Source organism: Streptomyces sp. NBC_00122, assembly GCF_045160845.1.
Lineage (GTDB): Bacteria > Actinomycetota > Actinomycetes > Streptomycetales > Streptomycetaceae > Streptomyces.
This window is the reverse complement of record NZ_CP108191.1, coordinates 3365347-3389657: the sequence shown is the minus strand read 5'-3', so window position 1 is coordinate 3389657 and position 24311 is coordinate 3365347. Positions and strand designations below refer to the sequence as shown.

22 protein-coding genes are annotated in these 24311 nt (G+C 68.6%); 11 read left to right on the top strand and 11 right to left on the bottom strand.

What is annotated here, in order from left to right:
- Positions 1-31 precede the first annotated feature (31 nt).
- A complete protein-coding gene (locus OG737_RS16095) occupies positions 32-1588 on the top strand; it encodes a PE-PGRS family protein (protein ID WP_405921680.1) in 1557 nt (518 codons plus the stop codon).
- Between the two features lie 5 nt (positions 1589-1593).
- Here OG737_RS16095 and OG737_RS16090 read toward each other — a convergent pair whose 3' ends face one another.
- Complete coding sequence (locus OG737_RS16090; RefSeq protein ID WP_405921679.1) at positions 1594-2433, bottom strand: PE-PGRS family protein; 840 nt, start codon at positions 2431-2433, stop codon at positions 1594-1596.
- 439 nt (positions 2434-2872) lie between these two features.
- Here OG737_RS16090 and OG737_RS16085 point away from each other — a divergent pair, with 439 nt between their 5' ends.
- Complete coding sequence (locus tag OG737_RS16085; RefSeq protein WP_405921678.1) at positions 2873-3517, top strand: hypothetical protein; 645 nt, start codon at positions 2873-2875, stop codon at positions 3515-3517.
- A gap of 73 nt (positions 3518-3590) precedes the next feature.
- Here the strand turns inward: OG737_RS16085 and OG737_RS16080 are convergent, their stop codons facing one another.
- Positions 3591-5105, bottom strand: a complete 1515-nt coding sequence (locus tag OG737_RS16080; RefSeq protein WP_405921677.1) for a LacI family DNA-binding transcriptional regulator — start codon at positions 5103-5105, stop codon at positions 3591-3593.
- A gap of 27 nt (positions 5106-5132) precedes the next feature.
- The gene (locus OG737_RS16075; protein WP_405921676.1) at positions 5133-5465 is read right to left on the bottom strand and encodes a DNA-binding protein; all 333 of its coding nucleotides are present in this window, start codon (positions 5463-5465) and stop codon (positions 5133-5135) included.
- Positions 5466-6331: 866 nt separating this feature from the next.
- Here OG737_RS16075 and OG737_RS16070 point away from each other — a divergent pair.
- The 6 genes from OG737_RS16070 (at position 6332) to OG737_RS16045 (ending at position 12151) form a co-directional block, all read left to right on the top strand.
- Positions 6332-7249 carry a hypothetical protein gene (locus OG737_RS16070; RefSeq protein WP_405921675.1) on the top strand — a complete coding sequence of 306 codons (918 nt, stop codon included), beginning with the start codon at positions 6332-6334 and terminating at the stop codon, positions 7247-7249.
- Positions 7246-7938 carry an ATP-binding protein gene (locus OG737_RS16065; protein WP_405921674.1) on the top strand — a complete coding sequence of 231 codons (693 nt, stop codon included), beginning with the start codon at positions 7246-7248 and terminating at the stop codon, positions 7936-7938. The genes OG737_RS16070 and OG737_RS16065 overlap by 4 nt, the downstream gene beginning before the upstream one ends.
- An 88-nt stretch (positions 7939-8026) precedes the next feature.
- Positions 8027-8842, top strand: coding sequence for a DUF2637 domain-containing protein (locus OG737_RS16060; RefSeq protein WP_405921673.1), 816 nt, complete (start codon positions 8027-8029; stop codon positions 8840-8842).
- 557 nt (positions 8843-9399) lie between these two features.
- Positions 9400-9795, top strand: a complete 396-nt coding sequence (locus OG737_RS16055; RefSeq protein ID WP_405921672.1) for a plasmid mobilization protein — start codon at positions 9400-9402, stop codon at positions 9793-9795.
- Positions 9792-11525, top strand: coding sequence for a relaxase/mobilization nuclease domain-containing protein (locus OG737_RS16050; RefSeq protein WP_405921671.1), 1734 nt, complete (start codon positions 9792-9794; stop codon positions 11523-11525). The genes OG737_RS16055 and OG737_RS16050 overlap by 4 nt, the downstream gene beginning before the upstream one ends.
- A 230-nt stretch (positions 11526-11755) precedes the next feature.
- On the top strand, positions 11756-12151 hold the full coding sequence (locus tag OG737_RS16045) for a hypothetical protein (protein WP_405921670.1): 396 nt from the start codon (positions 11756-11758) through the stop codon (positions 12149-12151).
- 222 nt (positions 12152-12373) lie between these two features.
- On the opposite strand, the gene OG737_RS16040 is transcribed toward OG737_RS16045, so the two are convergent.
- From OG737_RS16040 to OG737_RS16005, 8 genes are all read right to left on the bottom strand, one after another.
- On the bottom strand, positions 12374-12877 hold the full coding sequence (locus OG737_RS16040; RefSeq protein ID WP_405921669.1) for a hypothetical protein: 504 nt from the start codon (positions 12875-12877) through the stop codon (positions 12374-12376).
- 279 nt (positions 12878-13156) lie between these two features.
- Positions 13157-14071 (bottom strand): phosphotransferase family protein, encoded by a 915-nt coding sequence (locus tag OG737_RS16035; protein WP_405921668.1) that lies wholly within the window; start codon positions 14069-14071, stop codon positions 13157-13159.
- Between the two features lie 154 nt (positions 14072-14225).
- The gene (locus tag OG737_RS16030) at positions 14226-15221 is read right to left on the bottom strand and encodes a hypothetical protein (protein WP_405921667.1); all 996 of its coding nucleotides are present in this window, start codon (positions 15219-15221) and stop codon (positions 14226-14228) included.
- Positions 15215-16237 carry a glycosyltransferase gene (locus OG737_RS16025; protein ID WP_405921666.1) on the bottom strand — a complete coding sequence of 341 codons (1023 nt, stop codon included), beginning with the start codon at positions 16235-16237 and terminating at the stop codon, positions 15215-15217. The genes OG737_RS16030 and OG737_RS16025 overlap by 7 nt, the downstream gene beginning before the upstream one ends.
- A 1-nt stretch (position 16238) precedes the next feature.
- Entirely contained in the window at positions 16239-17531 is a 1293-nt protein-coding gene (serS, locus tag OG737_RS16020) for a serine--tRNA ligase (RefSeq protein WP_405921665.1), read from the bottom strand.
- Positions 17524-18240, bottom strand: a complete 717-nt coding sequence (locus tag OG737_RS16015) for a histidine phosphatase family protein (protein WP_405921664.1) — start codon at positions 18238-18240, stop codon at positions 17524-17526. Before OG737_RS16015 ends, serS begins: the two co-directional genes overlap by 8 nt.
- A complete protein-coding gene (locus OG737_RS16010) occupies positions 18237-19160 on the bottom strand; it encodes an aminoglycoside phosphotransferase family protein (protein ID WP_405921663.1) in 924 nt (307 codons plus the stop codon). The genes OG737_RS16015 and OG737_RS16010 overlap by 4 nt, the downstream gene beginning before the upstream one ends.
- Positions 19160-20407 (bottom strand): methionine adenosyltransferase, encoded by a 1248-nt coding sequence (locus OG737_RS16005; RefSeq protein ID WP_405921662.1) that lies wholly within the window; start codon positions 20405-20407, stop codon positions 19160-19162. The genes OG737_RS16010 and OG737_RS16005 overlap by 1 nt, the downstream gene beginning before the upstream one ends.
- Before the next feature lie 206 nt (positions 20408-20613).
- Between OG737_RS16005 and OG737_RS16000 the strand changes: the two genes are divergently transcribed.
- The 3 genes from OG737_RS16000 to OG737_RS15990 all read left to right on the top strand — a co-directional run bounded on the left by OG737_RS16000 (position 20614) and on the right by OG737_RS15990 (position 24304).
- Positions 20614-21837 carry a helix-turn-helix domain-containing protein gene (locus OG737_RS16000; RefSeq protein WP_405922423.1) on the top strand — a complete coding sequence of 408 codons (1224 nt, stop codon included), beginning with the start codon at positions 20614-20616 and terminating at the stop codon, positions 21835-21837.
- 10 nt (positions 21838-21847) lie between these two features.
- Positions 21848-22330 carry an NUDIX domain-containing protein gene (locus OG737_RS15995; RefSeq protein ID WP_405921661.1) on the top strand — a complete coding sequence of 161 codons (483 nt, stop codon included), beginning with the start codon at positions 21848-21850 and terminating at the stop codon, positions 22328-22330.
- A 498-nt stretch (positions 22331-22828) separates the two neighbouring features.
- Positions 22829-24304, top strand: a complete 1476-nt coding sequence (locus OG737_RS15990; protein ID WP_405921660.1) for an ATP-binding protein — start codon at positions 22829-22831, stop codon at positions 24302-24304.
- Positions 24305-24311 lie beyond the last annotated feature (7 nt).

Genomic DNA, 24311 nt, shown 5'->3' with positions numbered 1-24311 from the left:
CCGGCACGAGCGCCGACGGTACGACGATCACATGCACCGTTGGTCACCCCTCAACGATCGCCAGCTCGCCCTCCTGACCCGGATCGGCGAGGGCCTCGAACCTGTCACGTCTGACGCCCCCGAATTCGCTGCCACCGCCAGGGCCCTGAAAGAGCGGGGGCACATCGCCATGCCCAAGGACGGTGGGAAATGGCGGGCAGAGATCACCGATGTCGGACGCTTCTACCTCCAGCACGGCCATCACCCCGACCGACCTGAGCCGGCGCCACGGAAGACCCGCCTGGCGACGACACCCGGAGCCGGGAAGCAGGAATCCGACCGCCCCGAGCAGAAGGCCGCTGCCGAGCAGAGGCTCCCCGTGCAGCGCGTTGCCAGGGCACCACGGCCTTCTCCTGCGGACATCGGGCAAGCTCTGATCGCCGAGGTACAGCAGGCCGGCCGCTTCCTGCGCGTCCCCAACCCGGACGAGGCGGAGCGAGCCCGCTACCGAAGGGCATTCGACGCGGCTCGCCAGTGTGCGCCAGCCGGGTACCACCTGAAGTACAGCGGGCGCACCAAGGGAGACTTCTTCCTGGGGCTGCTTCGGGTGACCGGCGAGGACGACACGGAGTGGAACCGGATCCGTCTGGCGCGCAGTCGCGTGATCACCGACGTGGACGATGTCCTCGCCGCCGTGACCGCGGATCACAGCGCCTTCGAGGTCTCCGACGGAGTCATGCCCCGCGTGCTGTCCCTGCTCCGCCTCATCTCCGAGCAGGCCATCCCCCTCCACGGGGAGATCGCGGTGTCCAAGAAGCGCAGGCAGCCGAAGCCTCTGCTCACGATCCATGGCCGTACGTACGAGATCACCTTCAAGGAACGGCAGAAGCAGGTCCGGTACGTGCCCAAGCCGGCGGGCCGCCGCACGTACGACTGGCAGCGGGTCGTCCCGGCGCAACGGTTCGAGCCGTCCGGGGAACTGGAGATGCTCCTCACCCAGCAACAGGGCTACCAGTACGGCTGGAAGAAGGAGTGGGCCGACACCGAGAAGAAGCCGCTTGAGGACCAGATCGGTTCGGTACTCCGGGCTCTGAGAACCCGGGCTGATGAGCAGGAGCGGGCCCGGCTGGAGCGGGAGACCGAACAGCGCCGGCAGCAGGACGAGCGGGAACGGCAGGCAGCTGAGAACCGCCGGCTGGAGGCCGAGCGGCAGGAACGCGCCCAGCGGGAGTGGGAGGCCGCGGTCGGCGTGGCTTCGATCAAGGCGGTGGACGCCGCTCGGGCCGAGCATTTCGGCACGGCGCTGGAACAGTGGCGAGCCGCAGGAGAGATCCGGACCTTCTGCACCGCGCTGGACGAGGCCGCCACCCAGACGCAGGACCCCATCGAGGCCGAGCAGCTCCGAGAGTGGTCGGCTTGGGGCAGGACGGAGGCCGACCGCCTGGACCCCACCCTGAACGGGAAGGGTCTCGGTGTCCGCAACTTCCACGCCGAGCCTACGGGGGACGAGTTGCGGCCGTTCCTCGACGGCTGGCACGCACCGCCCGGAGAAGGTGAAGGCACCCGTGGAGCCCGCACCGCCCAAGCCGGAGCCCGAGCGGTGGCGTGACGGCTTCAACGACGTACGTCAGGACCAAGGCTGGAGATATGGACCCCAAGGCCGCGCTCAATGGTGGAGGCGATGACGCCGTGCCCACGGTCCCGGAGCGCCTTCACGGCCTGCTCGACCAGTTCGCCGAGGCGCAGCACCTCGGCTCGTAGGGCGACGAGCTCGTCGTAGCGCTCGGCTTTCTCCTCCCCGCACCACTCCCGGACCGTACGCAGGGCACCCGCCTCCGCGTCCAGCTTGCGGTCGTCCCGGCGGTGGTACGAGTGCCAGGAGGGCCGGGCGCGCTCCTCGTCCACGGCCTGCTGTCGGCGGTCCACCTCCGGCAGAACCTCTTCGGCCAGCCGCTGGGCCATCTGCCGCGCGATCCGCTCGACGACCGGCCACCCCGCCAGACAAAGCCCGTTGCGATCCTCGTGGACCATGGCATCGCCGCGAAGCTCGGCAGCCTCCATGCCAACCAGTGGCGCAGTCTCGTCGAGGTGGCCGAGCTCCAGTACGCCTGCGTCGGCAACCGCCTTGCGTAGACGCAGCCGGCCCTTGGGGCGGACGAAGCCCAGGATCATCCGGGCCGCCTCGAACTCGGCGCTCCCCCGTACCTCCCTCGATGCCTCGGCCAGGGCAAGCTCCGCTGTGTCATCCGCGCGGAAGGCGTCGATCTCAGCCCAGAGCGCGAGCAGACAGCCGGCGCTGACCCACTCCTGAAGTCCGGCCTCATCACCGTCCATGAACCGCACGTGGATTCCTGACCTGCCGGAGGCGCCTACCCGGACGATCTCCACTTGGCGCAGGGCGCCGCCCAGTTCCTTCGGCTTGGCCCGATAGGCCCAGCACTCCCCGATCTCCATGTCCCCATTGAGCCAGGCCGCCCAAAATCGCCACCAGGCTTCCCATAGAATCCGGCCGATCAGGTGACCTAGGACGGCCGCCGGCCCACACGCCTACGGCTTCGGGTCGATGAGAAGAACCCGCAGTACCTTGGGCGGCGTGTTCGGCTCGGGTCAGAACGATGCCTCTGACGGGGGCACTCCGACTCCGGGATGGGGCGGTGCCGTGCGCGGGTGCCGACCAGTGAAGGGTGGAGGCGGGAAACTCCCATCCCATCCGCCAGCGGACCAAGACAAGTCGAGCAGCCACGGCACCGGGCGGCACCGCGCCCGCTCTATACGCGTGTGGGCCGACGGCAGACGGAATGGGAGTTGGGAGGTCTGTGGTTGCGGTGAATGGGGCAGGAACGTCGTGATTCCCCGCTCGCCAAGCAGTCAGGAGCTGACCTTGATTCCCACCATGAGGCTCGACGTGGATCCATCCTTCCCAGCGAGCTTGGCGATGGGAATGCCCGATGAAGACGAGGTGAGCGAGGAAGGGTACGGCTACTTCAGAGACGTGTGGGCGATGGGAGAAGTGACTCACGAGGAAGCCATTCACATGATCAATGAGGAGAGGAGGCTGGTCGGGCTCGTAGATCAGGGAAGCCAGAGTCATGCCGAGTTCGAGGCCTTGGCTAAGGCCCTGGAACGAGGGGAGCCTGAGTACCTGCCTCCTGGCTATGCCTCTGAACACCCCAGCAGTGAGCTCTTGCAGCTCCTGTCCGAACTTGATGAGGAGACGCCACCCCTCGACGCCCTCGAACTCGGCGTAGCGGGACTGTCGTACGCCCTCACCTCCATCGGATGCTTCACTGCCGCGAGCTGCCGAAGCCACCGCAGTGACACTTCATGGACAGATCGGCCAGTGATCTTCTTTGCGGCTGAGCGGCCAACGGTTCACTGGCTGACACCGATGGTCCGCGACAGCGGGTGTGGGTTCGCGGACGGCAGCGAGCGGGCAGACAAGCTCTTGATCGTGGAAGCGCCGTCGATCACGAACCTCATGGACCTGGCTGAGCGCATCGTGCAACAAGCGGAGCGGCAGAAGGCCATTGGCGTCTGATCACGGCCAGGGGAGTGCTGCCGTACCTCTTGGCAGGTGCCGCGCCTAGGCGAAGCACGGCACCTGCCTGCAGCTAACGCACGGCTGCACGTACTCGCAGGAGGCCGTCGAGTACCCGCACCGGAGAACCGGCGCACATCGCTATCCGAGCATCGAGCGCGGCCTCCCATTGCTGGGTGAGGCCGGCCATGAGGCGTTGGCGCATGCCTGGGGTCACGTGGGCGTAGCGGGCGGAGACCGAGCCGTCGATGTGGCCCATGCGTTCGTCCATGAGGACCTTCTCGGTGCCGAGGTCCTCCATGTGGGTGCGGTGGGAATGGCGTAGGCCGTGCGGGGTGAGACCCCTGGCGATGGCCGTCCAGCAGGCGTCGGCGCGGCCCTGGGCGTTGCGGCCCCGGACCGGTATGCCCGGGAACGGGTCGCCGAGGAGCGGAACGGGACGGGGCTCCTGCGGCGCCTTCTTCGGGTACCAGCCCGTCGTCGCCGGGTGGAAGAGCCAGGTGGCGAAGCCGTTGCGGCGCCAGTGGGCGGCGTGTTCCGAGGGTGCGCCGCCTCGTACGAAGCCCAGTTCGGTGATGGCGAGTTCGACGCGGGTACGGGTGGCCTCACGCACGCGGTCGGGGTGGTTGAGGACGTTGGACACCGTGCCCGTGGAGACGCCGGCGCGGCGGGCTACGTCGACCAGCTTCGCGCCCTGATGGCCTCCGGTGCGGGCGGTGCCCTGGCCCTGGAAGACGTACGTCCTGCCATGGCACGGGCACGGCTTGGGCTTGGTACGGGCGACGTGGTCGGCCACTAGGGCCGAGAGCCAGTCGGGGGCGTCGATGGTGCGGTAGCTGTCGTCCTTGGGCGGGCAGCGGACCATCACACCCGAGTCGAGCTCGTACAGCTGCCACTCGACCCGGACCGAGCCCCGGCGGGCGAACTCGGTCTCCAGGCCGACAATTTCGCCCCACCGCATGCCGGTGTACGCCTTGAGGAGCACCGCGACGAACTCGTCGTCGCGCCCCGAGAGGAGGGCGGCCCGCTCGGCGATCAGGAGGACGCCAAGTGCGTCGGTGACCACCTTCTCCGGGCCGCGATCGGCAGAACGGCCGGCGCGCTTGCCTCGTCCTCGGCGCTTCGCGGCGGGGTTCGCCTCGATGAGCCCCTCGTCGACGGCGTCGGCGAGGATGAGGTGCAGGGTCGCGCGCCAGGTCTTGACGCTGGAGGCCGCGTAGGAGGCGCGTTCCTGCTTCTCCCAGAGCGCGACGTCGGTGCGGAGAATGCCGTCAAGAGCCTTGTCCTGGAAGACGGGGAGCAGGTGCTCCTCGATGTGGCGTCGGTAGTTCTGCATCGTGGACGCGGCCAGGTCCTGGGCCTCGTACCAGCGGCTCGCGTACTCGGCGAAGGTCTCCTTCCCCAGTGACGGATCACGGACGTCGCCGCGGCGGAAGCCGATTTCCGCTTCGTCCGCTGCCCGCTTGGCCTCGCGCTTGGTGGCGAACTTGATCGTCGCGCCAGTTTGGTCGACGACGGTGTTGTGCTTGCCCGGCTCGGTCTTGTAGCGACCGCGCCAGTAGCTTCCGCGCTTCTCCGCGAAACCCAACTTTCCCTCCCCCTTCGGATCCCTCTACTACGCGGTGGTGTCGAACTCGTCCTGCCGGGTCCTGCGCGGCGGGCGGGCGCGGAGGCGGGCTGCCGTCGGGACCGGCCGGCTGCGTGGGGCGGGGGGAGTAGTGGCTGTTCCGGGTTCCGCGCGTTGCGCCGGCCGCACCTCGTGCATACGGACGATCTCGGCGAGGTGCGCAGCGGTGAAACGGTACGAGCGCCCGACTCGGGTGAAGGGAATGAGCGCACGGGCGGCCCGGTCCTTGACCCACCAGGCGGAGCAGCCGAGGGCATCGGCGATCTCCTCGGGTCGGTACAGGCGGGGCAGGCCAGGAGCGGCGATGTGGCGGGCAGACATGGGCGGTTGGCGCAAGGAGATCCTTGTCTGGCAGGGCGCGCGGGATGGGGGCCGCAGGCGCCGTAGCGGGATTTCAGGGGCGGACGGTGAGTGCTGGGCGGGAGCCCGAGGCGGAGAGCCGGCGTCGTGCCGTGGGGGGCATTACGAGGCTGCGGCAGGGAGCGGCGCGAGCTGGGAGACCGCGAGGACAGGGAGGGCTGCGGCGATGGCGACAGCAGCCCGCTCTGCGGCGGGACCGGTTTTCGTGGCGTGTTTGGGCATGCGTCTGTTGTAACTCCGAATCCCCGGTTTCGGTAACCGGGGATCGTGGGGTATAAAGCCCGGCGCCGCATTTCACGCAGGACTGAATGCAGGTCCATAAGCATGCGTAGACGGCGACAGGCGACAGCACCCCGGGCAATTTCGGACATCCGACACCATGTGCCCAGACAGGCTGGCTCGACAGGCCGCGAGCTGCCTGACGTGGGAGGCGGCGGAAACATAGACGGCGCTAGGAGCCGCGGTCAAGGTCTTCGCGGTGCGATCTTTCCCGCTTCGCATTCGGCGCCTACTTTTTGGTCAACCGGGGATCCGGCCCTACCGTTATGGGATTCCCGGAACGACTTTTACGCTGGTGCTGCTTCGTAACCAGAATCGCTGGACTTTCCCGAATCAGGTGTGGCTGTGTTGGTCGCGGCCCGGTTCGGGAATTGATCCGACCCCAGTGCAATGCACTGCGGACCTCCAAGCCCCGCCGAACTGCCGCCCCCCGCTGGACGATCGAGAGGAACCTCTGTGCTCCACCCCACGGCCCAAGTGGCCGTCCGCACCCCCCTGCCGGTCCCCAGGACCTCACCCGCCTCCTGGACGAAGGCGGGGCGATAGGCATGGCGCGCATCCGCACCATCAAGCCGGAGGCGTTCATCTCCGAGTCGCTCGCCAGGGTCGGCATCGCCGCCGAGCGGACCTTCTTCGGCCTGCTCACCCAGGCCGACGACCACGGGCGCTTCCGCGACCAGGCGGCCGTCATCGCCGGGGCCCTGTGGTCGCTGCGGCCGGAGCATGGCCCTCTGGAGGTCGAGGACGACCTCAACCAGCTCGACACCGCCGGGCTCATCTGCCGGTACGAGGGCGACGACGGCAAGCGGTACCTGCACATCGTCACCTTCTCCAAGCACCAGAAGGTCAACCGGCCGAGCGGCAGCCGCAACCCGGCCTGCCCTCGACACGAAGGCGGTCGGGTCCCTGAGGCTTCACTGCCGACGCACGGAGTCCTCCATGAGGGAGCGGCGCAGGCTCACGCACCCTTCACGGAGCCCTCCGCCACCTGGCGTGAGCACACACTGAGCCACGTATCCCCAGGTCAGGAGGGATTCAGTGACCCCTCCGGGAGTATGCCTGGAGGGGTGCAGGACCCTGCGGTGAGCCCTCATGGTCCGGATCTAGGACCTAGGATCGTGGATCTAGGATCAACTCCGTTGGGAGGCGCAAGCGCCTCAACACCTGACACCGTCTCCCCCTCCGAACTCGTCGCCGAGTACGTCGCCGCATGCACCAACCGGCCGCCCGCCGACGTGCTGGGCCGACTCGGCAAGACCGTCGGCAAGCTGCTCGCCGAGGGCATCGGCTCGGACCACATCCGCACCGGACTGACGCGGCTCCGGGAGAGGGCCCTGCACCCAAGCGTGCTGCCCAGCCTGGTCAACGAGGTCATGAACCCGCCGCGGACGGCTGTCCTCGGCCGGGGCCACCGGCCCTACGCCAACCCCGTGAACCCCGAAGCCGCTTACGGAGGTGCCTTGTGACCACAGCGACCCGTGAACCGCAGCGCGCCGGGATTCTGGCAGCCCGCCTGAACGCGATCCTCGCCGCCAAGGGCATCGACCCCGACGCGGCCCCCGCCCAGCCCGTAGCGGAGCCGGTGACCGCGCTGGAGCTGGCCGACCGCAGGATCCCGCCCCGCTACCGGGAAGCCACCGCCACGGCCCCCGGTGTACGAGCCTGGGCCGAGGAGGTCGCCGGCATGGGCCGGAGCGGCCCCAGCGGCACGCGGGGCATCTCGTACGGGCCCTCGCTGCTGATCGCCGGGCCCACGGGCAGCGGCAAGACGCACCAGGCGTACGGAGCCGTCCGCTCCCTGCTCATGGCCGGAGTCCGGCTCCGCTGGCATGCGGTGACCTCGGCCGACCTCCACGCCCAGCTCCGCCCACGCCCCCACCACGACCCCGAGCGGGAGATCCAGGAGCTCGGCAGGTGCCCGCTGCTGATCCTGGACGACCTCGGTGCGGCCAAGCAGTCCGAGTGGACCGAGGAGCTGACGTACCGGCTGATCAACCGCCGCTACACCGAGATGCTCCCGACGCTGATCACCACGAACCTCCCCACCGGGGAACTGCGCGACGCGGTCGGCGACCGTGTGGCCTCCCGCCTCGCCGAGATGACCACCTGGGTCGTCCTCCACAGCACCGACCGCCGCCGGGCCGCGACCGCCTGACCGGGCGTCCGCACCGCGCCCTTCCCCGTACGCCTCCCTCTGCCGCGAACACCCTGCCGCGCGGCGGAGGGACCTTTGGAGACCGCGCTTGACCTCACTCGCCCTGCCCGTGCCCCCACATGCACTCGCCCGCCGTACAACCGCCTGGGACCGCGCCGCGATCCTCACCCTCGGAGCCGCCGGTTGCGCGCTCTCGTACGACGCGCTTCAGCAGATGGCTGTTGCCATCCACGTCCGTGGCCTGCTGACCTACCTGTTCCCCCTGGTGATCGACGGCTTCATCGCCTACGGCGTCCGCGCCCTTCTCCTCCTGCACGCCGCGCCCTTCCGGGCTCGCCTGTACGTGTGGGCCCTCTTCGGCACCGCCACCATCGCCAGCATCTGGGCCAACGCCCTCCACGCCATCCGCCTCAACCAGCAAGGCCCCACTGGGGCCTTGCACCTGAGCGACACCACCGTCGGCATCCTGTCCACGCTCGCCCCACTCGCCCTCGCCGGCGCCGTCCACCTCCACATCCTCATCACGCGCCAACCTGCCAGCGAAATAGCGCGGTCGGAGCGCGACGAGCCCAGCGAGCCCGTCCCTGGACTGCGTGACCACGGCCTCGGATCCAGCCAGCAGATTCCAGACGCCCCTGAAGCGCGTCAGCTGGACACCAGCCGGGACGACAACGACGAAGACGGGACCCAACCCTTCTTCACCGAGCCACCTCAGCACGTACCCAAACGCCGAGTCGGCCGACCGGCCTCCGCGGAACTGGATGAGCTGATCGAAATCGGCAAGGCCGTAGCGGGAAAGATCACTCGCGGAACCGTCGCCACGGCGATCCGCTCGGCTGGCCACACGGTCAGCGACAAGCGCCTCACCGAGGTCATGGCGGAACTCAAGCCCGATCGACGCTAGCCCCGCGAAACTCCGGATCAGCCACCGAGCGGTAATCACCGCAGGTCACAGCCCGATCAAGCGGTCTGCGCGCCCGCTAGCCAGACCCCGGAACCGCAGTCCGCGAAGCCCGATCTCCGGGTTCCGCCAGCTCTCCACAGACCTGGCGCATACGCGGACCACAGCAACCCGGAACCCCAGTGGTTCCCCCACCTCGCCGGACGCCACCTGCCCATCTCCCCGAGAGGCCAATCAGGGCCTGGCCTGGTACACGCGTCGACACCCCCATCCAGACCCCCACGAAGGAGCACCACATGCACGACCAGCACACCGGGGAACCCACAGACCAGCAGGTGACCGGAAACTCAGTCTCAGACGGAGCAAGTTGTACCCAGAGCATTGCTCCCGTCGGGAGCAATGCTCTGGGCTCCCCCGCCCCAGGGGTGGCGGGGGAGGACCGGCACCAGGGGGCGCCGGTCCTTTGGGATGCGGCCGAGGGCGGACCGCACCCGGGCAGGGACGGACACCACACTTGCCACACCACGCGCTGCACGCACGCCGTGCCGACGACATCCCACGTGCGCCAGCGTGAACGCCTGCGCGCCGAGAACAAGCGCATGCACCAGCCCAGCTGTCGCTTGAACGACGACGAGTACGAGCTCCTCGTCCGCGCGGCTTCGGCCTGCCGCATGAGCGTCGCCGGGTTCCTCGCCCACGCCTCTCTGAAGGCCGCGCGCGATCTTGATCGTACCGAAGCCGAGATTGCCACCCGCCGGGAGATCGTCAGCGAGTTGTTCGCGTTGCGCCGGGCCCTCGGTCCGATCGGCAAGAACCTGAACCAGGTCGCCACCGTCCTGAACTCCGGCGCCGACGCTCCGCACGCCCGGGCGGTCCTCGACGCCGTCCAGCGGACCGCCCAGCGGGTGGAGGACTTCACCCAGCGCTACCTGGAGACGGAGGCTCCCACCGGATGATCCCCCGCGTCCACAAGATGGGCAGCCGCACCGTCGGCCTGATCCGCTACCTCTACGGGCCCGGCACCCACGAAGAGCACACCGACCCCCACCTCGTCGCCGCCTGGGACGGCCTCGTCCCCGACCCCGGCCGTGACCCAGCCGCCACTTACGAGAACCTGCAAAAGCTCCTCGACCAGCCCGTCGAAGCCCTGCCCGAGTCGCGGCGCCCCACCGAGCACGTGTGGCACCTGTCCGTACGTGCCGCGCCCGAGGACCCGCTCCTCACCGACGAGCAGTGGGGCGACATTGCCCGCCGCATGGTTGCTGCCACCGGCATAGCCCCCGAGGGCGACACCGCCAGCTGCCGCTGGGCAGCCGTCAGGCACGCCGACGACCACATCCACATCATCGCCACGACCGTCCGCGAGGACGGCCGCCGGCCCCGCCGCCACAACGAAGCCAAACGTTCCCAGGCCGAAGCCCGTCTCATCGAAGCCGACTACGGCCTGCGCCGCCTCAGCACCGGTGACGGGACCGCAGCCCAGCGCCCCACCAGCGCCGAACGCCACAAAGCCGACCGCAACCAGCGGGAACGCACCCCAAGGGAGGAACTACGCGAGAGCGTCCGCCGTGCCGTGGCCGGCGCCCAGGGCGAGGAGGAGTTCTTCGACCGCCTCGCCTCCGCCGGTCTCCTCGTACGGCAGCGGAAGGCGCCGTCCGGGGATGTCCTCGGCTACACCGTCGCCCTGCCCGACGACCGCAACAAGAGCGGCGAACCCGTCTACTTCTCCGGGTCGAAGCTCGCCCCGGACCTGTCCCTGCCCCGCATGCGCGAACGCTGGACCACCCCGGCGGAGACCGCCAACGACAGCAGCGACCAGGACCGTCCCACGCTGCCGCCGGTCACCGGCCCCGCGTTCGCACGCCGCCGCGCCACCACCGCCGCCTGGCAGGCGCTGCTCGTCATCGACAACGGCGACGACGACGGCCTGATCGCGGAGCAGATCGCAGCCACGGGGGAGGTGATCGACGCGCTCGCCAAGTCCTCCGCCGCGCACACCCGCAAGGAGCTGCGGGACGCGGCCTCCTCGTTCGAGCGGGCCACCCGGTTCCACGTGAGAGCCGCTCGCGGGCATGACCGCGCCCTGCGGCAGGCTGCCCGGGACCTCGTCCACAGCGGACCGGCCCTCGGCCGCGGAGAAGACGGCGCCACCACGGCCATGCTCATCGACATGGCGTTCTTCCTCGCCATCGCGGCGGCGAACTGGCACGGCAAGAAGCACCACGCCCAGCAGGCCGAAGCCGCGCGGCAGGCCGCCAAGCACCTGCGCGCCGCCTACCAGGCCGCAGCAGCGCAGCCCATAGCCGTGCTCCGCCAGCGAGGCCGCGTCCTGCCGCAGCCCTTGCAGCACCGGCACGCTGCCGTTCTGCGCCAGGTGGTCCCCGACCTTGCCGAACAGGTCCTGGCCGAGCCCGGCTGGCCCGCGCTGGCAGCCACCCTCGCCGACACCCACGCCGCCGGCCACGATCCGGCCACCCTGCTCACCGAAGCCACCCGGCACCGGGAACTGGACAGCGCAACCTCGGTCAGCGACGTCCTCACCTGGCGCCTGCGCCGCCTCGCCCACCTGCCCGCCGACCCCGGAAACGTCCACGCCACACCCGCCCGAGGCAAGCACAAGGCCCCGTCCTCGGCGCTGGCACAACCCGCGAACAGGGCAGCGAACGAAGCCACTCGTCGGCGCTGATCACGGCGATCCGGCAGGGGACGCCACCTGGCTGATGGGCTCGACCACCCATTGGCCAGGGCCGTCAGCAGGCGTCAGCCGCTCAGCAGCCGCCCCATACCCCCGGTGTGAAAGCCCTTCGCCCCCCGAAACCCATGCCCCCTAAACCAAGGCGCGCCCCTACGCCCCGAGCACCACCCACAGACACCGCCCCGAACCCGATCACACGACACCACAGAAGGAACCCACCCATGCCCCAGCCTTCCATCCGCCCCGACGTCGTCGTTCTCTTCACCGACGTCGACTGGGACGGCCACCTCGACGACCCCCAGCGCCCCTACCATCGCGACGGGCGTCCGTTCACCCACGCCGAGCACCTCCTGCTCAACACCATCACCCCGGAAGAGCAGGCCGCCGGGCTGGCGCAGTTGCGGCGTGAGGCCGACTGGCTGCGCGACCTCGATGCGAAGCGCCAGGTCTTCGTCGACCTGGTTCTGAAGTACCTCGCCAAGCTCCCCGAGGGCTCCGTGGTCGACGACGCCATCGACATCATGACCGACGAGGACTACGCCGAGTACGAGCGCCTGCTCCCCATCGTCACCGCGGAAGACACCCTCGAATACCTCGCCGAACACGCAGAGGACTAACCGGCCAAACGGCAACGACGGACCCACCAGACACAAACCCCAAGCGCACACGGGGACATCAGAACGCCACCCACCGGCCAGCGACCTCAGCACCCCGCACCATCAGCGTTGCCCCTGGGTCCCCGCCCATGCCGCAGGCCCGACCGGAAACTACGGCCGGGCCTGCGGCATACCCGTCGATCACTCCATCTGCGCTCTTGCCCGGTACATGCCCGGCTGTACTCAGCGGACTCCTCCGTGGTGCGAGCAGGTACCGCGCCCCTTGGAGCCAGAGACCCAGCCGTCGCTGCAGATGGTGACGCCGGAGCCGAACGTTGGCGCGGTCGACGGCTTGGTAAGGGTCGACGGCGTCGGGATCGCGGACATCTGCCAGCAGTTGGCTGCGGCTCCGATCCACCACTTCTGCGGCGCCGAGGAAGGGCACACGCCGTGTGGGGTGCCAGCCGGGACAAGCCCTTTCTCCACGAAGACGTCAAAGGCCGCCTCAAGTTCTGGCGGAATGCTGGGGGAAGGCGGCGTCGAAACCGGGGTGGCCTGCGGAGAGGCGGTCGGGGAGACATCGTCTGCGTAGACGTCGGAGTCGGCGGAGACCGAGCCCTCCCCGTCCTCGACGGAGAGGCAGCCCGTGGACAGCATGTTCGAGCATGCTGCGGTAGGGGCGTCGTCGTCCGCTGCCATGTCGCGCTGGTTCAGTACAAGACCCAACACGACGAAGGCTGCGAACAATGTCCAACCCACGGCGCGCTTGCGGCTCTGCAGTGCGGATTCCTGCGCACGTATCGGGGCCTTCCCCCCGTTCTCCGCACCTGGCCCCCGGCGATATATGCCGTCCTCTCCCCGTATCCAGCCCTCGCCAGCTGGTGGCTGCCACCCCATCCCGCCCCCGCCTCACCCCGGAAGCCCAAGTGACCTCCGGGATGAGTGTGGCAGCGTCGCCGAGCGGTGGTCCATCGGCCATCGGTGCGGCTCCTTCTGAGGGAAGCCACGACCTGCACTGACCTACCGCTAGGGCACTGCAGTCCACCGCCAAGGCCGCTGCCCTTGGCCCCCCATGAGGCATTCGATCCGATACTGGGTCTCGTCGCGGGCATGGGGGTGGTCGGGGTGCTCGGTCGTGATCCGGGCGGCGTAAGCCGTCATCCGCAGCTCCCTGATGTCCCGGAGGACCTCGTACCCGTCCGAGGTGGTGACGTCCGCGCCGTAGACGGTGCAGAAGTCCTCGTAGTCGTGCCGGGTGATGCTGCTCGTGGACGTGAGCTTCACCGCGGTGGACGTCAGGTCCCACTCCCGCGGGCCGACGGTGAAACTGTCGAGGTCGAGGAGATAGGCCGTGCCGTCGTCAGCGGAGGCGACATTGCCGACCCAGGCGTCCCCGTGCAGGACGCACCGCGACAGACCAGGGGTCTCCACGAGCCGAAGCCATGCCTCTTCGAGGCTGTCCGTGTAGCGGTACAGCCATTCCAGATCGGTCTCCTTGATGGCCTTCGCCTGGTCGAGCCTGGTGCGGATCTTCCGGAACGGTTCGAGCGGTTCAAGGTCGAAGTCGGGCTCCGGAAGAGCGTGGAGGGCCTTCAAGAGGTGCGCGACCTCGTTGACGCTCCCGTCGCGGTGCGGCGGAAGTTCCTCCCAGATCGTCACCGCTCGGCCATCGATGGTGATGGGCTGGGCGATGCCGGGGGCCGGCCGTACGGCGGGGACGCCTTTGTCGGCAAGCCAGTTGGCGACGGTGATCTCACGTGACGCTGCGGGCGTGCCACCGGGGCGGGAGATCCGGGCTACCACCTTCCCGGGGAGCCTCCATATCGCGTTCTCCGCGATCCGGATCGGCTCGGCGCCCCCGGTATCCAGCCCGAGGGTTCGGCAGGCATCGATGAGGACGCGTCGGGAGACGGTAACGCTGTCGGTGGGGGCGAGGGTCACGTCTTGATCGTCTCCTTGATGCGGTCGCGCAGCTTGGCCGCCTCGGGGGTCGTTCGGTGTACGGCGGCGAGACTGGCCAATTGCCGCATGTCGTCTGTCGCCCGGCGGGAGTGGAGTTTCACGACTTCAACGGGGCTAGGGACGCCGACCTCATTTACCGGCGCGCCTCCTCCTCGATGAGGCAGGCGACTGCCGGCCACGGAACGCGAAGCTCGCCGAAGAGAGTCCAGTAGTGGAATGCGTCGCGGACCATGGCGCTGACGCCGAGGCGTGCAGCCTCTGGGGCAATGGCGCCTACGACTCGCCGGGTGATTCCGCCTGCTCCGCGCGCTGCGGGATGAATCCCGTGGCCGAGGAGGAGCGTGGCGGTGCGGATGGCGTCCAGCGTCGTCGGCGGTGCCGACTGAGCGAAGCGGCCGTAGACCAGGTGAGGCCAGCCTTGCCGAGTGCGGGCCCAGGCAAGGCGTTCCAGGCCCGTGCCGAGGTCTACTGCCATGCGGGTCGGATCCTCGGCGTTCCACAGGAGGACGATGTCGCCGAGGTCGAGGTCGAGGTGGCGGAAGTGCAGCGTGATGCCTGCGACCTCACGTCGGCGCCAAGGGGTGAGAGCTCCGTGAATGCTCAGATGTCGGGCGTGGAAACCGAGTTGCGAGAGCACGGAGAGCCAGCCGTCGAGTATCGCCCCGTACTCGTCGAGTCGTTCTATGGGCTGCACGCGGGAGACATTGACGAAGGAGGTAAGGAAGCCGTCGCGCAGTTCGCCCGAGGCATCGCGTTCGCCCGTGAAGCGAACGACGGGCTGGGGGAGGAACCCGCGCCGGTACGTCTGGGGGCTGCCGTCCTTGAGTAGCGGGTCGAGAGCCTGGACAGCCGAGATGGTGAGTTCTGTGTCGCGCCCCCAGCGGAGCGGGAGACAGTCGTCGCGTGGAGCGCCGACGTTGGCGAAGGCGGTCTCCAGATTGTGGAGGAGTTCTTTCCACGAAGGCGGTCGGCGCGGGGGACGGTACGGGGTGCCTCGGTGCGGGTGCCGGATTTCGATGCGGGGGCCGTCGACGGCGAACTCCCAGTGGGGACCTAACGCCGCGCGGAGCACGGCGGGTATTTGCAAGGCCAGCGCATCTCCGGCCGCACTGCTTGCCTCAGTCAGCACGATCGGGATGCCATCGCCGAGAAGTGCCGCGCGGGGTCGAAGCGGCGCAGGCCGATCTCTTGGACCTGACCGTGGTCGAGGTCCTCCGCCTGTTCGATGGCGCGGGCCAGCAGGTGGGCTGCCTGCTCGTCGTCCGCGTCGGGGTTGGCCACGGTGAGGGCGCCGGTCTGGTCGCAGAGGGCGGCTTCGGCGCAGGTTCCGGTGCGCCAGGTGAGGGCGGCCATAGGGGTGCCGGCGCGAAGGGACTCACCGAAGACAGCGGCGCCGGCCTCCACGTAGGTGCGGGCGTAGGTGTAGACGAAGACGGAGGCGTGGCGGAGGGCGGCCGTCTTGGCGGGGCCGCCGAGTTCGCCGACCCACTCGACGTGGTCCGCTCCGAAGAGGCGGTCGTGGTTCTGTACGTAGTCGTGGTCGAAGATCGGGCCGACGATGCGGATCTTCCGGCCCAGGATCTGGGCGGCGCGTACAGCCAGGTGCGGCGCCTTCTCGGCGTCGATGCGGCCGAGCCAGACCAGATCCTGTCCCGCGACGGCTGGCGGCTCCTCCTCGTTGAGGCCGAGGTGGACGGCGAGCTCGGGGATCGGCTGGTGGTCGGCGTACCGCTCGATCATCTCGGGCGAGTAGCAGTAGAGCCGTGACCGCTTGCCGTCGAAGGCGGCAGTGGCGTGCTGGAAGACCGGCGAGTGCTGGAACGTGGCGACGTCACAGTTCAGTTCGTTCCAGGTACGGGTCCATGCGGGCAGCGAGGGGTACTCGTGCCCGACGACCAGGAGGTCGTATCCGCTGCCGCGAAGCTCACGCTCGGCGAGTGATCCGGCGGCGATGTCCTCCAGGCGAACCGGCTTACGGACCCAGTCGTTCTCCAGGTCCGTGAGCCAGCCCGGCCCGAGGAGGTGGACGTCGGCGCCTGCGGCCCGGCCGCCTACGGCGACCGCCCACAGCCATCGTTCGATCCCGCCGTACCCGGCGGGTGGAAAGGCGTAGCTACCAGGGAAGTCGCAGACGCCGACGAGCACGTTATGCCTCCGGTGTTCCGTCCGCCGAGATACGGCGGAAGCCGAGGTACGGGAAGAGAGATTCGGGAAGGACGAGGGAGCCGTCCTGCTGCTGGCACTGCTCGAGGAGCGCGGCCAGGGTGCGGCCGATGGGGAGGCCGGAGCCGTTGAGGGTGGCGACGAGCTTGGGCTTGCCGTCCTCGCCTCGGGTGCGGATGTTCGCGCGGCGGGCCTGGAAGGTGCCGAAGTTCGAGATCGAGGAGATCTCGCGGTACGTGTTCTGGCTCGGGATCCAGACCTCGATGTCGTACGTGAGCTGGGCCGAGAAGCCCGTGTCGCCGGCCGCCAGCTTGACGACGCGGTACGCGAGGCCGAGCTCCTTCAGGCACGCCTCGGCGTGGCCGACCATTGTCTCCAGCGTGGCGTCCGCGTCCGCCGGGTCGACCATCTGGACGATCTCGACCTTGGCGAACTGGTGCTGGCGGATCAGCCCCCGAGTGTCGCGGCCGTACGAGCCTGCCTCGGACCGGAAGCACGGCGTGTGCGCGGTCAGGGCCAGCGGCAGGTCGGCCGGCGGGATGATCTCATCGGCATAGAGGTTGGTCAGCGGTACCTCGGCCGTCGGGATGAGGAACAGCTCACGGTCGGCTACACCGGTCTTGAACAGGTCCTCCTCGAACTTCGGCAGCTGTCCGGTGCCGGTCATCGTCTTGCGGCTGACCAGGTACGGGACCGAGTGCTCGACGTACCCGTGGCGACGGGTGTGGATGTCGAGGAAGAGCGTCGCCAGGGCGCGCTCCAGCGCGGCGCCGGCGCCGCGGGAGACCGCGAAGCGGGGGCCGGACAGCTTCGTGGCACGGGCGAAGTCGAGGATGCCGGTGCCCTCGCCCAGATCGACGTGGTCCTTCGGTTCGAAGGAGAAGGCCGGCGGGGTGCCGATGCGCCGGACCTCGACCGCAAACTCCTCCGAGTCGCCGTCCGGGGCCGCGTCGTCGGGCAGGTTCGGGATGGTCAGGAGGAGCTCGCTCAGCTCTTGCTGGACCTGCTCCTGCTCGGTCTCGATGTCCCGGATTTGGTCCTTCAGCTCGCGGGCGCGCTCCTTCAGCTTGGAGATGTCGCCGCCCTGCTTGGCCGTCTGCTGGACCTCGCTGGCCACCCGCTTGGCCTCCGCCCGCAGCTCGTCGGCTGAGCGGATGCTCTGGTTGCGCCGGGACTGGAGGTCTTCCAGCCGGGACAGATCCAGGGAGTAACCGCGACGAGCGAGCCGACGAACTGCTTCGGCACCCATTTCAATCAGGGCGCGGGCGTCATGCATGAGGAAGATCCTTTTTATCCAGCGAGTGGGATGGGGATACGCCATCGACGTTAGCAACCGTCGACCCCTCGCTGATCCGCAATATCGCCGCGTCACTGGCGCCGGTGATCTCCCTACACGCACCCGAATCAAGATCGCCCAGGAGTGCGGTGATCAGAATGGGCAGCTCGTCATCGGGAATGGCGACCGGCTCGACGTGCGGGGCCTCGGGGAAGAACAGCGGCATGGCCTCTCCCTCCGCGCGGTCGCGGTACCAGAGGAGGACCGAAACCAGCAGGCCGTGCCCGACGAGGACCCGGGGCCCAGGGCGCTCCAGAGCCCCGAGCACTCCGGCGAGCATCCGGCGGATGCCCTCGCGCTGAGACTCGGAAGCGCCGGGTGGGCGCTCGGCGGAGCCGTGCGTGTCGAGCCAGACGGCATATTCGAGGAAGGGGCTGCTCTCGAATTCCCCGTAGTCCAGTTCGTTCAGCCGGGGGTCGACCACGAGCCCGGCGGACGGGACACCCATCAGCAGCGAGGTCGTCTGGCGAGCCCTCGGGAATTCGCTGGTCAGCCACGTGGCCACTGAGTGCAGGGGGAGCGTGGTCCAGGCGCGGCGCAGGGAGTGCCGGCCTTCCTCGTTGAGGTGGATGTGCTTGGTCGGGTCGCCGTTGACCAGGTAGCGCTTGCTGTAGTTCGTCTGGCCGTGACGGAGGACGTACGTCGTCATCGGTCACCCCCTGCTCCGGTAGCCAGCAGATCGGACAGGACCGCGGCGATCTTCGGTTCCGCGGGGTCGCGGATCTCCCTGTAGTAGAGGAGGCCATCGACAGCGAGGGCCCTGCACCACGGCAGGATCTCCGGTACGGGGATGCGGGAGATCCGAGCGGCGGTGGCCAGCCGATCGGCCAGCCCCTGTTCGAGGTCGTAATAGACGCTCCAGAAGGCCCAGTCGAAGACTGCGTCACCTTCCACAGGGTGTGGATCGATCAGGCGTGGTTGCCGCCGCGCGTCGAAGATGACGTTCTCCGCGTACAGGTCCGCGTGCAGGACCGTCGTCCGGTCAGGGGCTTGGATGAGGCCGGCAAGCCCGTGGCACGCCTGCTGCACGAGTCCGTCACGGGTGCCGAGGTCGAGCGCCTGCGCTCGCTGGTGGATGCGAGGCAGAACGACCTTGCGCATGAAGTCGGTCAGCATGGGCACGCCCGATCCGGGCCTCCGGCGGCCAAGGGCATGGAGCCTATGCATCGCGCCGGCCACCGATTGCGTCGCCCGTGCGGGACGATCGGCGCCCCCGGGCCGCCCGCCGACCAGCTCCAAGGCCGCCACCGAGAGGTCATCCGCCGCTTCGGCTACGTGCGCGGTCGGGCCGCCGGCCCATACCCGTAACGCGGTGATCTCGTGGCGGTAGCGGATGGGGTCGACCCACGCCTTCAGAACCAACCGGCTTCCGTCGGGTGCCACGGCGAGCGCGACCGCAGAGGCGTGCCCGGCATCGTGGTAGCCCCTCAGCGAGAGGTCCCACCGCTTCGCCGCCTCGGCCAGGAGGCCCGGGGCGGCCTCCAGCCACTCTTGGACCGACGGACCGTAGTGCGCGAGCAGCCGCTCCCGACACCCCGAGGGCAAATCTCCGAGCGTCTGCGTCGCCATCAGCTCAGCACGATCCCGTCGGAGACCAGCTCGTCCGTGAGGGCGGGGAAGCCCTCCAGTGCCTCGGCCACGAGCGCCTGGACCTTGTCGGTCTCGACGTCCGGGGAGGACAACCGGACCAGGATCCGCCACGGCTGGTCGAGACGCTGGCCGGTGGTGCTGACCAGGTGCACCTCCGCGTGCCCGTCGGTGGCCTCGTGCAGCCGCTCGGCCAGTCGCTGGGCGGCAATGTTGTAGAGCTTGCCGACGTGGTAGACGGGGTTCTTGCCGTTGGCGCCCTCCAGGTTCATGGGCCGCAGCGGCGTGATCAGCCCGTTGACCCGGTTGCCGCGGCCGACGACACCCTCGTCGCCGGACTCGATCGAGCTCCCGGTGTACGTCAGGTACAGCTCGTCCTTCTCCGGGACGTCGCGGGCGTTGAGCCGGAAGCGGGCTGGTGCGCCGGGGAGGCGGAGGCCGGCCATGCGGTAGCACTCGGCCAGGACGGTCTCGGCGTTGCGGACGTACTCGGCGCGGCTGCCGACGTGGCGCGACTTCTGCGGGACGCACAGGACGACGTCGGCCTGGTCCCCGTCCCAGTAGCCCATGAGCTTGACGTCGGATCCGCACCAGGCGTGGGAGAGGGTGAAGTCGCTCTCGCCGGAGAAGTGGTTCACCAGCTCGCGGACGAACGACTCGAAGGCGTTCTCCGGGGCCCAGCCGGTGCCTAGGGAGGTGTCGTTCGAGAGCCGCACCCGACGCTCTCGCAGGTCGTCGATGGAGCGTGGGTTGAACCAGCGGGTGCGGTCCGGCACCGCGTCGCCCGTGAGGACCGCGCCGGGGCTGGAGTTGCTGGTGATGTTGAACGTGATGTCGAGGTGATCCGACACTTCCGGGAGCCGCTCGGCGAAGAACGCCCTGACCTCGGCCTCGACGATCTCCTCAACGGGGATCGTCTCGCCTCCGCACATTGGCGCGGCCCGCCCGTTGACCAAGACACGGACCGGGGCCGTCATCCCACCAGCGCCGTAGCGGACCTCGCTGGCCCCGCCGAGGAGGGCGAGCTTGTCGAAGTTGTGGTGCAACACGGCGCCGAAGCGCTGGACCGTGTAGTGGCTGTAAGCGCGGGACAGCCGCTCGGCGAGGTGATCGGCCAGGGTGTCGGGGTGGCCGAGTCCCTTCCGCTCCACGATGGTCGTCGCGTCGGGTTCGATGGTGCCCGTCTCGATGGACAGGAAACCGCCCTCAGTCGTGATGGTTTTGCGCATGACAAACTCCGATCTCTCTGCCTGAGGAAGACGGGTGGGACGGATGAACGTCATTAGCCAAAGCCGGTTGATGCAGATTGAGTTGCTCGCATTTCCCAGCGGCGTTCTCGGTCTGTTGCGACAGTAGCCAGGGCGCCCCGCGACACCCCGGAAAATCCTTCCGGGGTCCACTTCGGCCACGAGGTGATGATCAGGACATGCGAGGGATGACAGAGAACCTGACCATCGGGGAGCGCGTTGCCTGGTACCGGCGGCGGCGCGGCCTCTCCCAAGAGGTCCTGGCCGGCCTTGTCGGCCGTACCACGGACTGGCTGAGCAAGGCGGAGAACAACCGGATCGAGCTTGATCGCCTCTCGGTGATCACCTCACTCGCCGACGCCCTCGACGTCTCCCTCGGAGACCTACTAGCGGAGCCGACGCTCATGGAGTGGTCGGCCGACAGCGGCCACCGCACAGTCCCCGCGCTACGCGAAGCGCTGATGGACTACAAGCAGCTCACGCCCCTGCTGGGCCCTACACCCGATGACGAACCGCCTGCCCTACAGGGCCTTCGAGCCAACGTGGGCGACGTCCTCGACGCCTACCAGGCATCCCGCTACGGCTTCGCCACCCGACGTCTTCCCCTCGTCCTGGCCGACGCACTCGCCGCATCCCGCGCCTACTCGGGGTACGAGGGGGAGGAGGCCCATGCTCTGCTCGCCCTCGTCTACCACGGAGCAGCCATGGTGCTGGGGAAGGTCGGAGAGCCCGAACTGGCATGGATCGCCGCTGACCGCGGTCTGGCAGCCGCGCAGCACAGCGGCCGAAGCGAGGTCACAGGTTCGCTTTTCCGAGCGGTCACGCACTGCCTCTTGGCCACCGGACGCTTCACGGCAGCGGTCCAGCTCGTGAACGACGCGGCAGCCGTCATGCAGCCGGAACTGGGCACGGCAAACGACGAGTACCTCTCGGTGTACGGCACGCTGTTCCTCACCGGGGCGATGGCCGCCGCACGAGCAGAGGACCGGGCAGCTACGCAGACCTTCCTCCGAGAGGCCGACGAGACCGCGCAGCGCCTCGGCGCCGATGCCAACCACATGTGGACAGCCTTCGGTCCAACGAATGTCGCGATCCACTGCGTAGCCACCGCCGGCGAACTCGGCGACATCCAGATCGCCGCGGACCTCGGCGCTCACATCGACACCAGCGGAATGCCGGCGGAACGGCGCGTGCGGCACAGCCTCGAAGTTGCCAGGGCGCTGAGTGCCTGGAACCGGACCGACGAAGCCCTGGCCGTCCTCCTGGAAGCTGAACAGGCCGCCCCCGAACAGGTCCGTCACCACTACATGAGCCGAGAGCTGGTCATCGGCTGGATACGTGGTACCAGAGGCCGGCCGTCCCACCCCGTGGCCGACCTGGCCCGAAGGCTCCGCATCGTCGCTGGCGGCTAGAGTCGAATCCGTGAGCGAGAACGAGCACGAAGCGAAGATGGCCCACCCCCGCATGGCGGCCGGCGCTCTCTTCTTCGACGAAGCTGATCGAGTCCTCCTCGTCGAGCCGTCGTACAAGGACTACCGAGACCTTCCCGGCGGTTACGTCGAACAGGGCGAGTCGCCCCGACAGGCCTGTGTGCGCGAAGTCCATGAGGAACTGGGCATCAAGCCCCACATCGGCCGCCTCCTCGTCGTCGACTGGGCGCCGAATCAGGGAGAGGGGGACAAGGTCCTCTACCTCTTCGACGGCGGCCGCCTCGACGCAGACCACCGCCAACAGATCGCACTGCAAGCGGACGAGCTCCGCGGCTACGACTTCCACGGCGCCGAGCAGGTGCCAGACCTCACCATCCCCCGCCTCGCGCGCCGAATCGCCGCTGGCATCCAGGCCCGAACGAACGGCCTGACTGCCTACCTGGAACACGGGCAGTTGCCGGAAACAGGGGCCTGACCACACGGGTGCAGGAAACCTGTCTCCGCGTGGCGCGCAGGCCACGTCATAGCGTCGGACTGAGCCTGGCCGCACGCGCGCCACCCTCTGAGAACGTGCCCACCGCCAGGGAGCGCATCTCTGAGCTCTGGCTCAGCCACCGGGCTTGGCCAAGCCCCCTGTCGGGCATGGAGCAGGCCAGCGGTGAATCGACAGGGGACAGGCCAACTCCCTCGGCATGACCATCAGCCATGGCAGCCCGTGTCACCAACGACGCTAATGCGAACGGGACCTGGACTGAGCAAGCCTCCAGTGGACAACTCTTCTTAAAGATCACTCACGCCCGACCAGCCCCTTTCGGTAGCATGCTCCGAACGGGGGATTTCGGCTGACGTGGGACGAGTAGCAGCGCACTCACCGCACGAAGCCCGAGCAGTCCTGTCATGTGCCGCTTCGCGGAGCACACAGACGAACCGACCACACAGGACTGACCGGGTGCACCGGGTACGGAGCGTGAAGATGGACTTCGACGTTGCCGCGCCTGACCCTGCCGGCATGGTGGCGTCGCTCAGTTCGCTCGGCTACTCACTTCCCGCCGCCGTCGCAGATCTTGTGGACAACAGCGTCTCCGCAGAGGCCAAGAACATCGACGTCGACTTCACGTGGGACGGACAGGGTTCCTGGATCTCAGTGACGGACGACGGCAAGGGGATGACGGAGCCCGAGCTGGTGACCGCCATGACGGTGGCGGCCCGCGGCCCATCCGCCGAGCGGAGTGCCACGGATCTCGGTCGTTTCGGTGTGGGGTTGAAGTCCGCCTCGTTCTCCCAGTGCCGCAAGCTCACTGTAGCCACAGTCAAGGACGGGATCTGGCACGTTCGGACATGGGACCTCGGCGTCGTGGAGTACTACAAGGAGTGGCGGCTACTCCGTGACCCCGGCGACACAACCATGGCCCTCCTGCGACGGATCGCGGGAAGCCTGCAGCACGGGACCGTCGTCCTGTGGGAGCAGCTCTCCGGCTACCACAACACCGCCGTGGCTGGCGACGACGAAAAGACGCAGGCCCAGTTCTATGCGGAGGCGGAGCGTACGGAAGCCCATCTCTCGATGGTCTTCGCGCGTTTCCTGAAGCGTCCGGTCCGGTGCCGGATCCGGGTGCGCGGCTCCGACCTCTCCCCGTGGGACCCATTTCTGTCCACGCACCCGTCGGTACAGCGGATCCCCTGGGAGCCTTTGCCGTTGGGATCGCAGTCGGTGCGCGTGGAGCCCTTCATCCTCCCGACGGCACAGCGTCTCTCGGAAGCCGAATACGAGTCGGCTGCCGGGCAGAGGGGATGGCTGGGGCAACAGGGGTTCTACGTCTACCGCCGTGATCGCCTGATTCTGGCCGGGGACTGGCTGGGGATCCGCGGCCTGAAGCGCGAAGAGAAGTACAACCTCGCGCGGATTGCCGTGGACATCCCGGCGGAGGCCGACGCGGACTGGGGCGTGGACGTGCGCAAAGCGAGCGTGGTTCCCCCCGTCTCCTTGCGCCGTCACCTGGAGAGGATCGCCAGGTACACCCGCGAGGCGGCCTCCCGTTCCGCACGGCAGCGTGGTCAGGTGGTGTCGCGGGCACACGGTGACCCCCTGAGGTTTGCCTGGAACGTGAAGCGTCACGACGGCCGGATCACTCTGCGCATCAACAGAAAACACCCCTTGGTGAAGGCAGCGATGGACGACCAAGGGGGAAATCCGGAAGTCGTCCGCTCGATGCTCCGCCTCCTTGAGGAGACGGTCCCAGTCACGGCGCTCCGCATGCTCCACGAGACCGACACAGTCGACGACCCCGAACCCTTCGGCGGTCCAGGGCCAGCCGCTCCCGAGACCGTCGACATCGCTCGCCGAGTGTACGAGGTGCTCTTGGAGCAGGGCCGCTCCCCTGAGGACGCCCGGGGAGTACTCGGCTCCATGCCTCCCTTCGACGAGCAACAAGGTTTCTGGAACTCCTGACCCACCT

Bases quoted from the DNA above. Each gene is read 5' to 3' on its own strand.
- OG737_RS16070 (WP_405921675.1), top strand. From the start codon at position 6,332: ATGGCGCGCATCCGCACCATCAAGCCGGAGGCGTTCATCTCCGAGTCG.
- OG737_RS16075 (WP_405921676.1), bottom strand. From the start codon at position 5,465: ATGTCTGCCCGCCACATCGCCGCTCCTGGCCTGCCCCGCCTGTACCGA.
- OG737_RS16085 (WP_405921678.1), top strand. From the start codon at position 2,873: ATGAGGCTCGACGTGGATCCATCCTTCCCAGCGAGCTTGGCGATGGGA.
- OG737_RS16050 (WP_405921671.1), top strand. From the start codon at position 9,792: ATGATCCCCCGCGTCCACAAGATGGGCAGCCGCACCGTCGGCCTGATC.
- OG737_RS16090 (WP_405921679.1), bottom strand. From the start codon at position 2,433: ATGGAGATCGGGGAGTGCTGGGCCTATCGGGCCAAGCCGAAGGAACTG.
- OG737_RS16015 (WP_405921664.1), bottom strand. From the start codon at position 18,240: ATGACGACGTACGTCCTCCGTCACGGCCAGACGAACTACAGCAAGCGC.
- serS (WP_405921665.1), bottom strand. From the start codon at position 17,531: ATGCATGACGCCCGCGCCCTGATTGAAATGGGTGCCGAAGCAGTTCGT.
- OG737_RS16010 (WP_405921663.1), bottom strand. From the start codon at position 19,160: ATGGCGACGCAGACGCTCGGAGATTTGCCCTCGGGGTGTCGGGAGCGG.
- OG737_RS15990 (WP_405921660.1), top strand. From the start codon at position 22,829: ATGGACTTCGACGTTGCCGCGCCTGACCCTGCCGGCATGGTGGCGTCG.
- OG737_RS16005 (WP_405921662.1), bottom strand. From the start codon at position 20,407: ATGCGCAAAACCATCACGACTGAGGGCGGTTTCCTGTCCATCGAGACG.
- OG737_RS16000 (WP_405922423.1), top strand. From the start codon at position 20,614: ATGACAGAGAACCTGACCATCGGGGAGCGCGTTGCCTGGTACCGGCGG.
- OG737_RS16045 (WP_405921670.1), top strand. From the start codon at position 11,756: ATGCCCCAGCCTTCCATCCGCCCCGACGTCGTCGTTCTCTTCACCGAC.
- OG737_RS16095 (WP_405921680.1), top strand. From the start codon at position 32: ATGCACCGTTGGTCACCCCTCAACGATCGCCAGCTCGCCCTCCTGACC.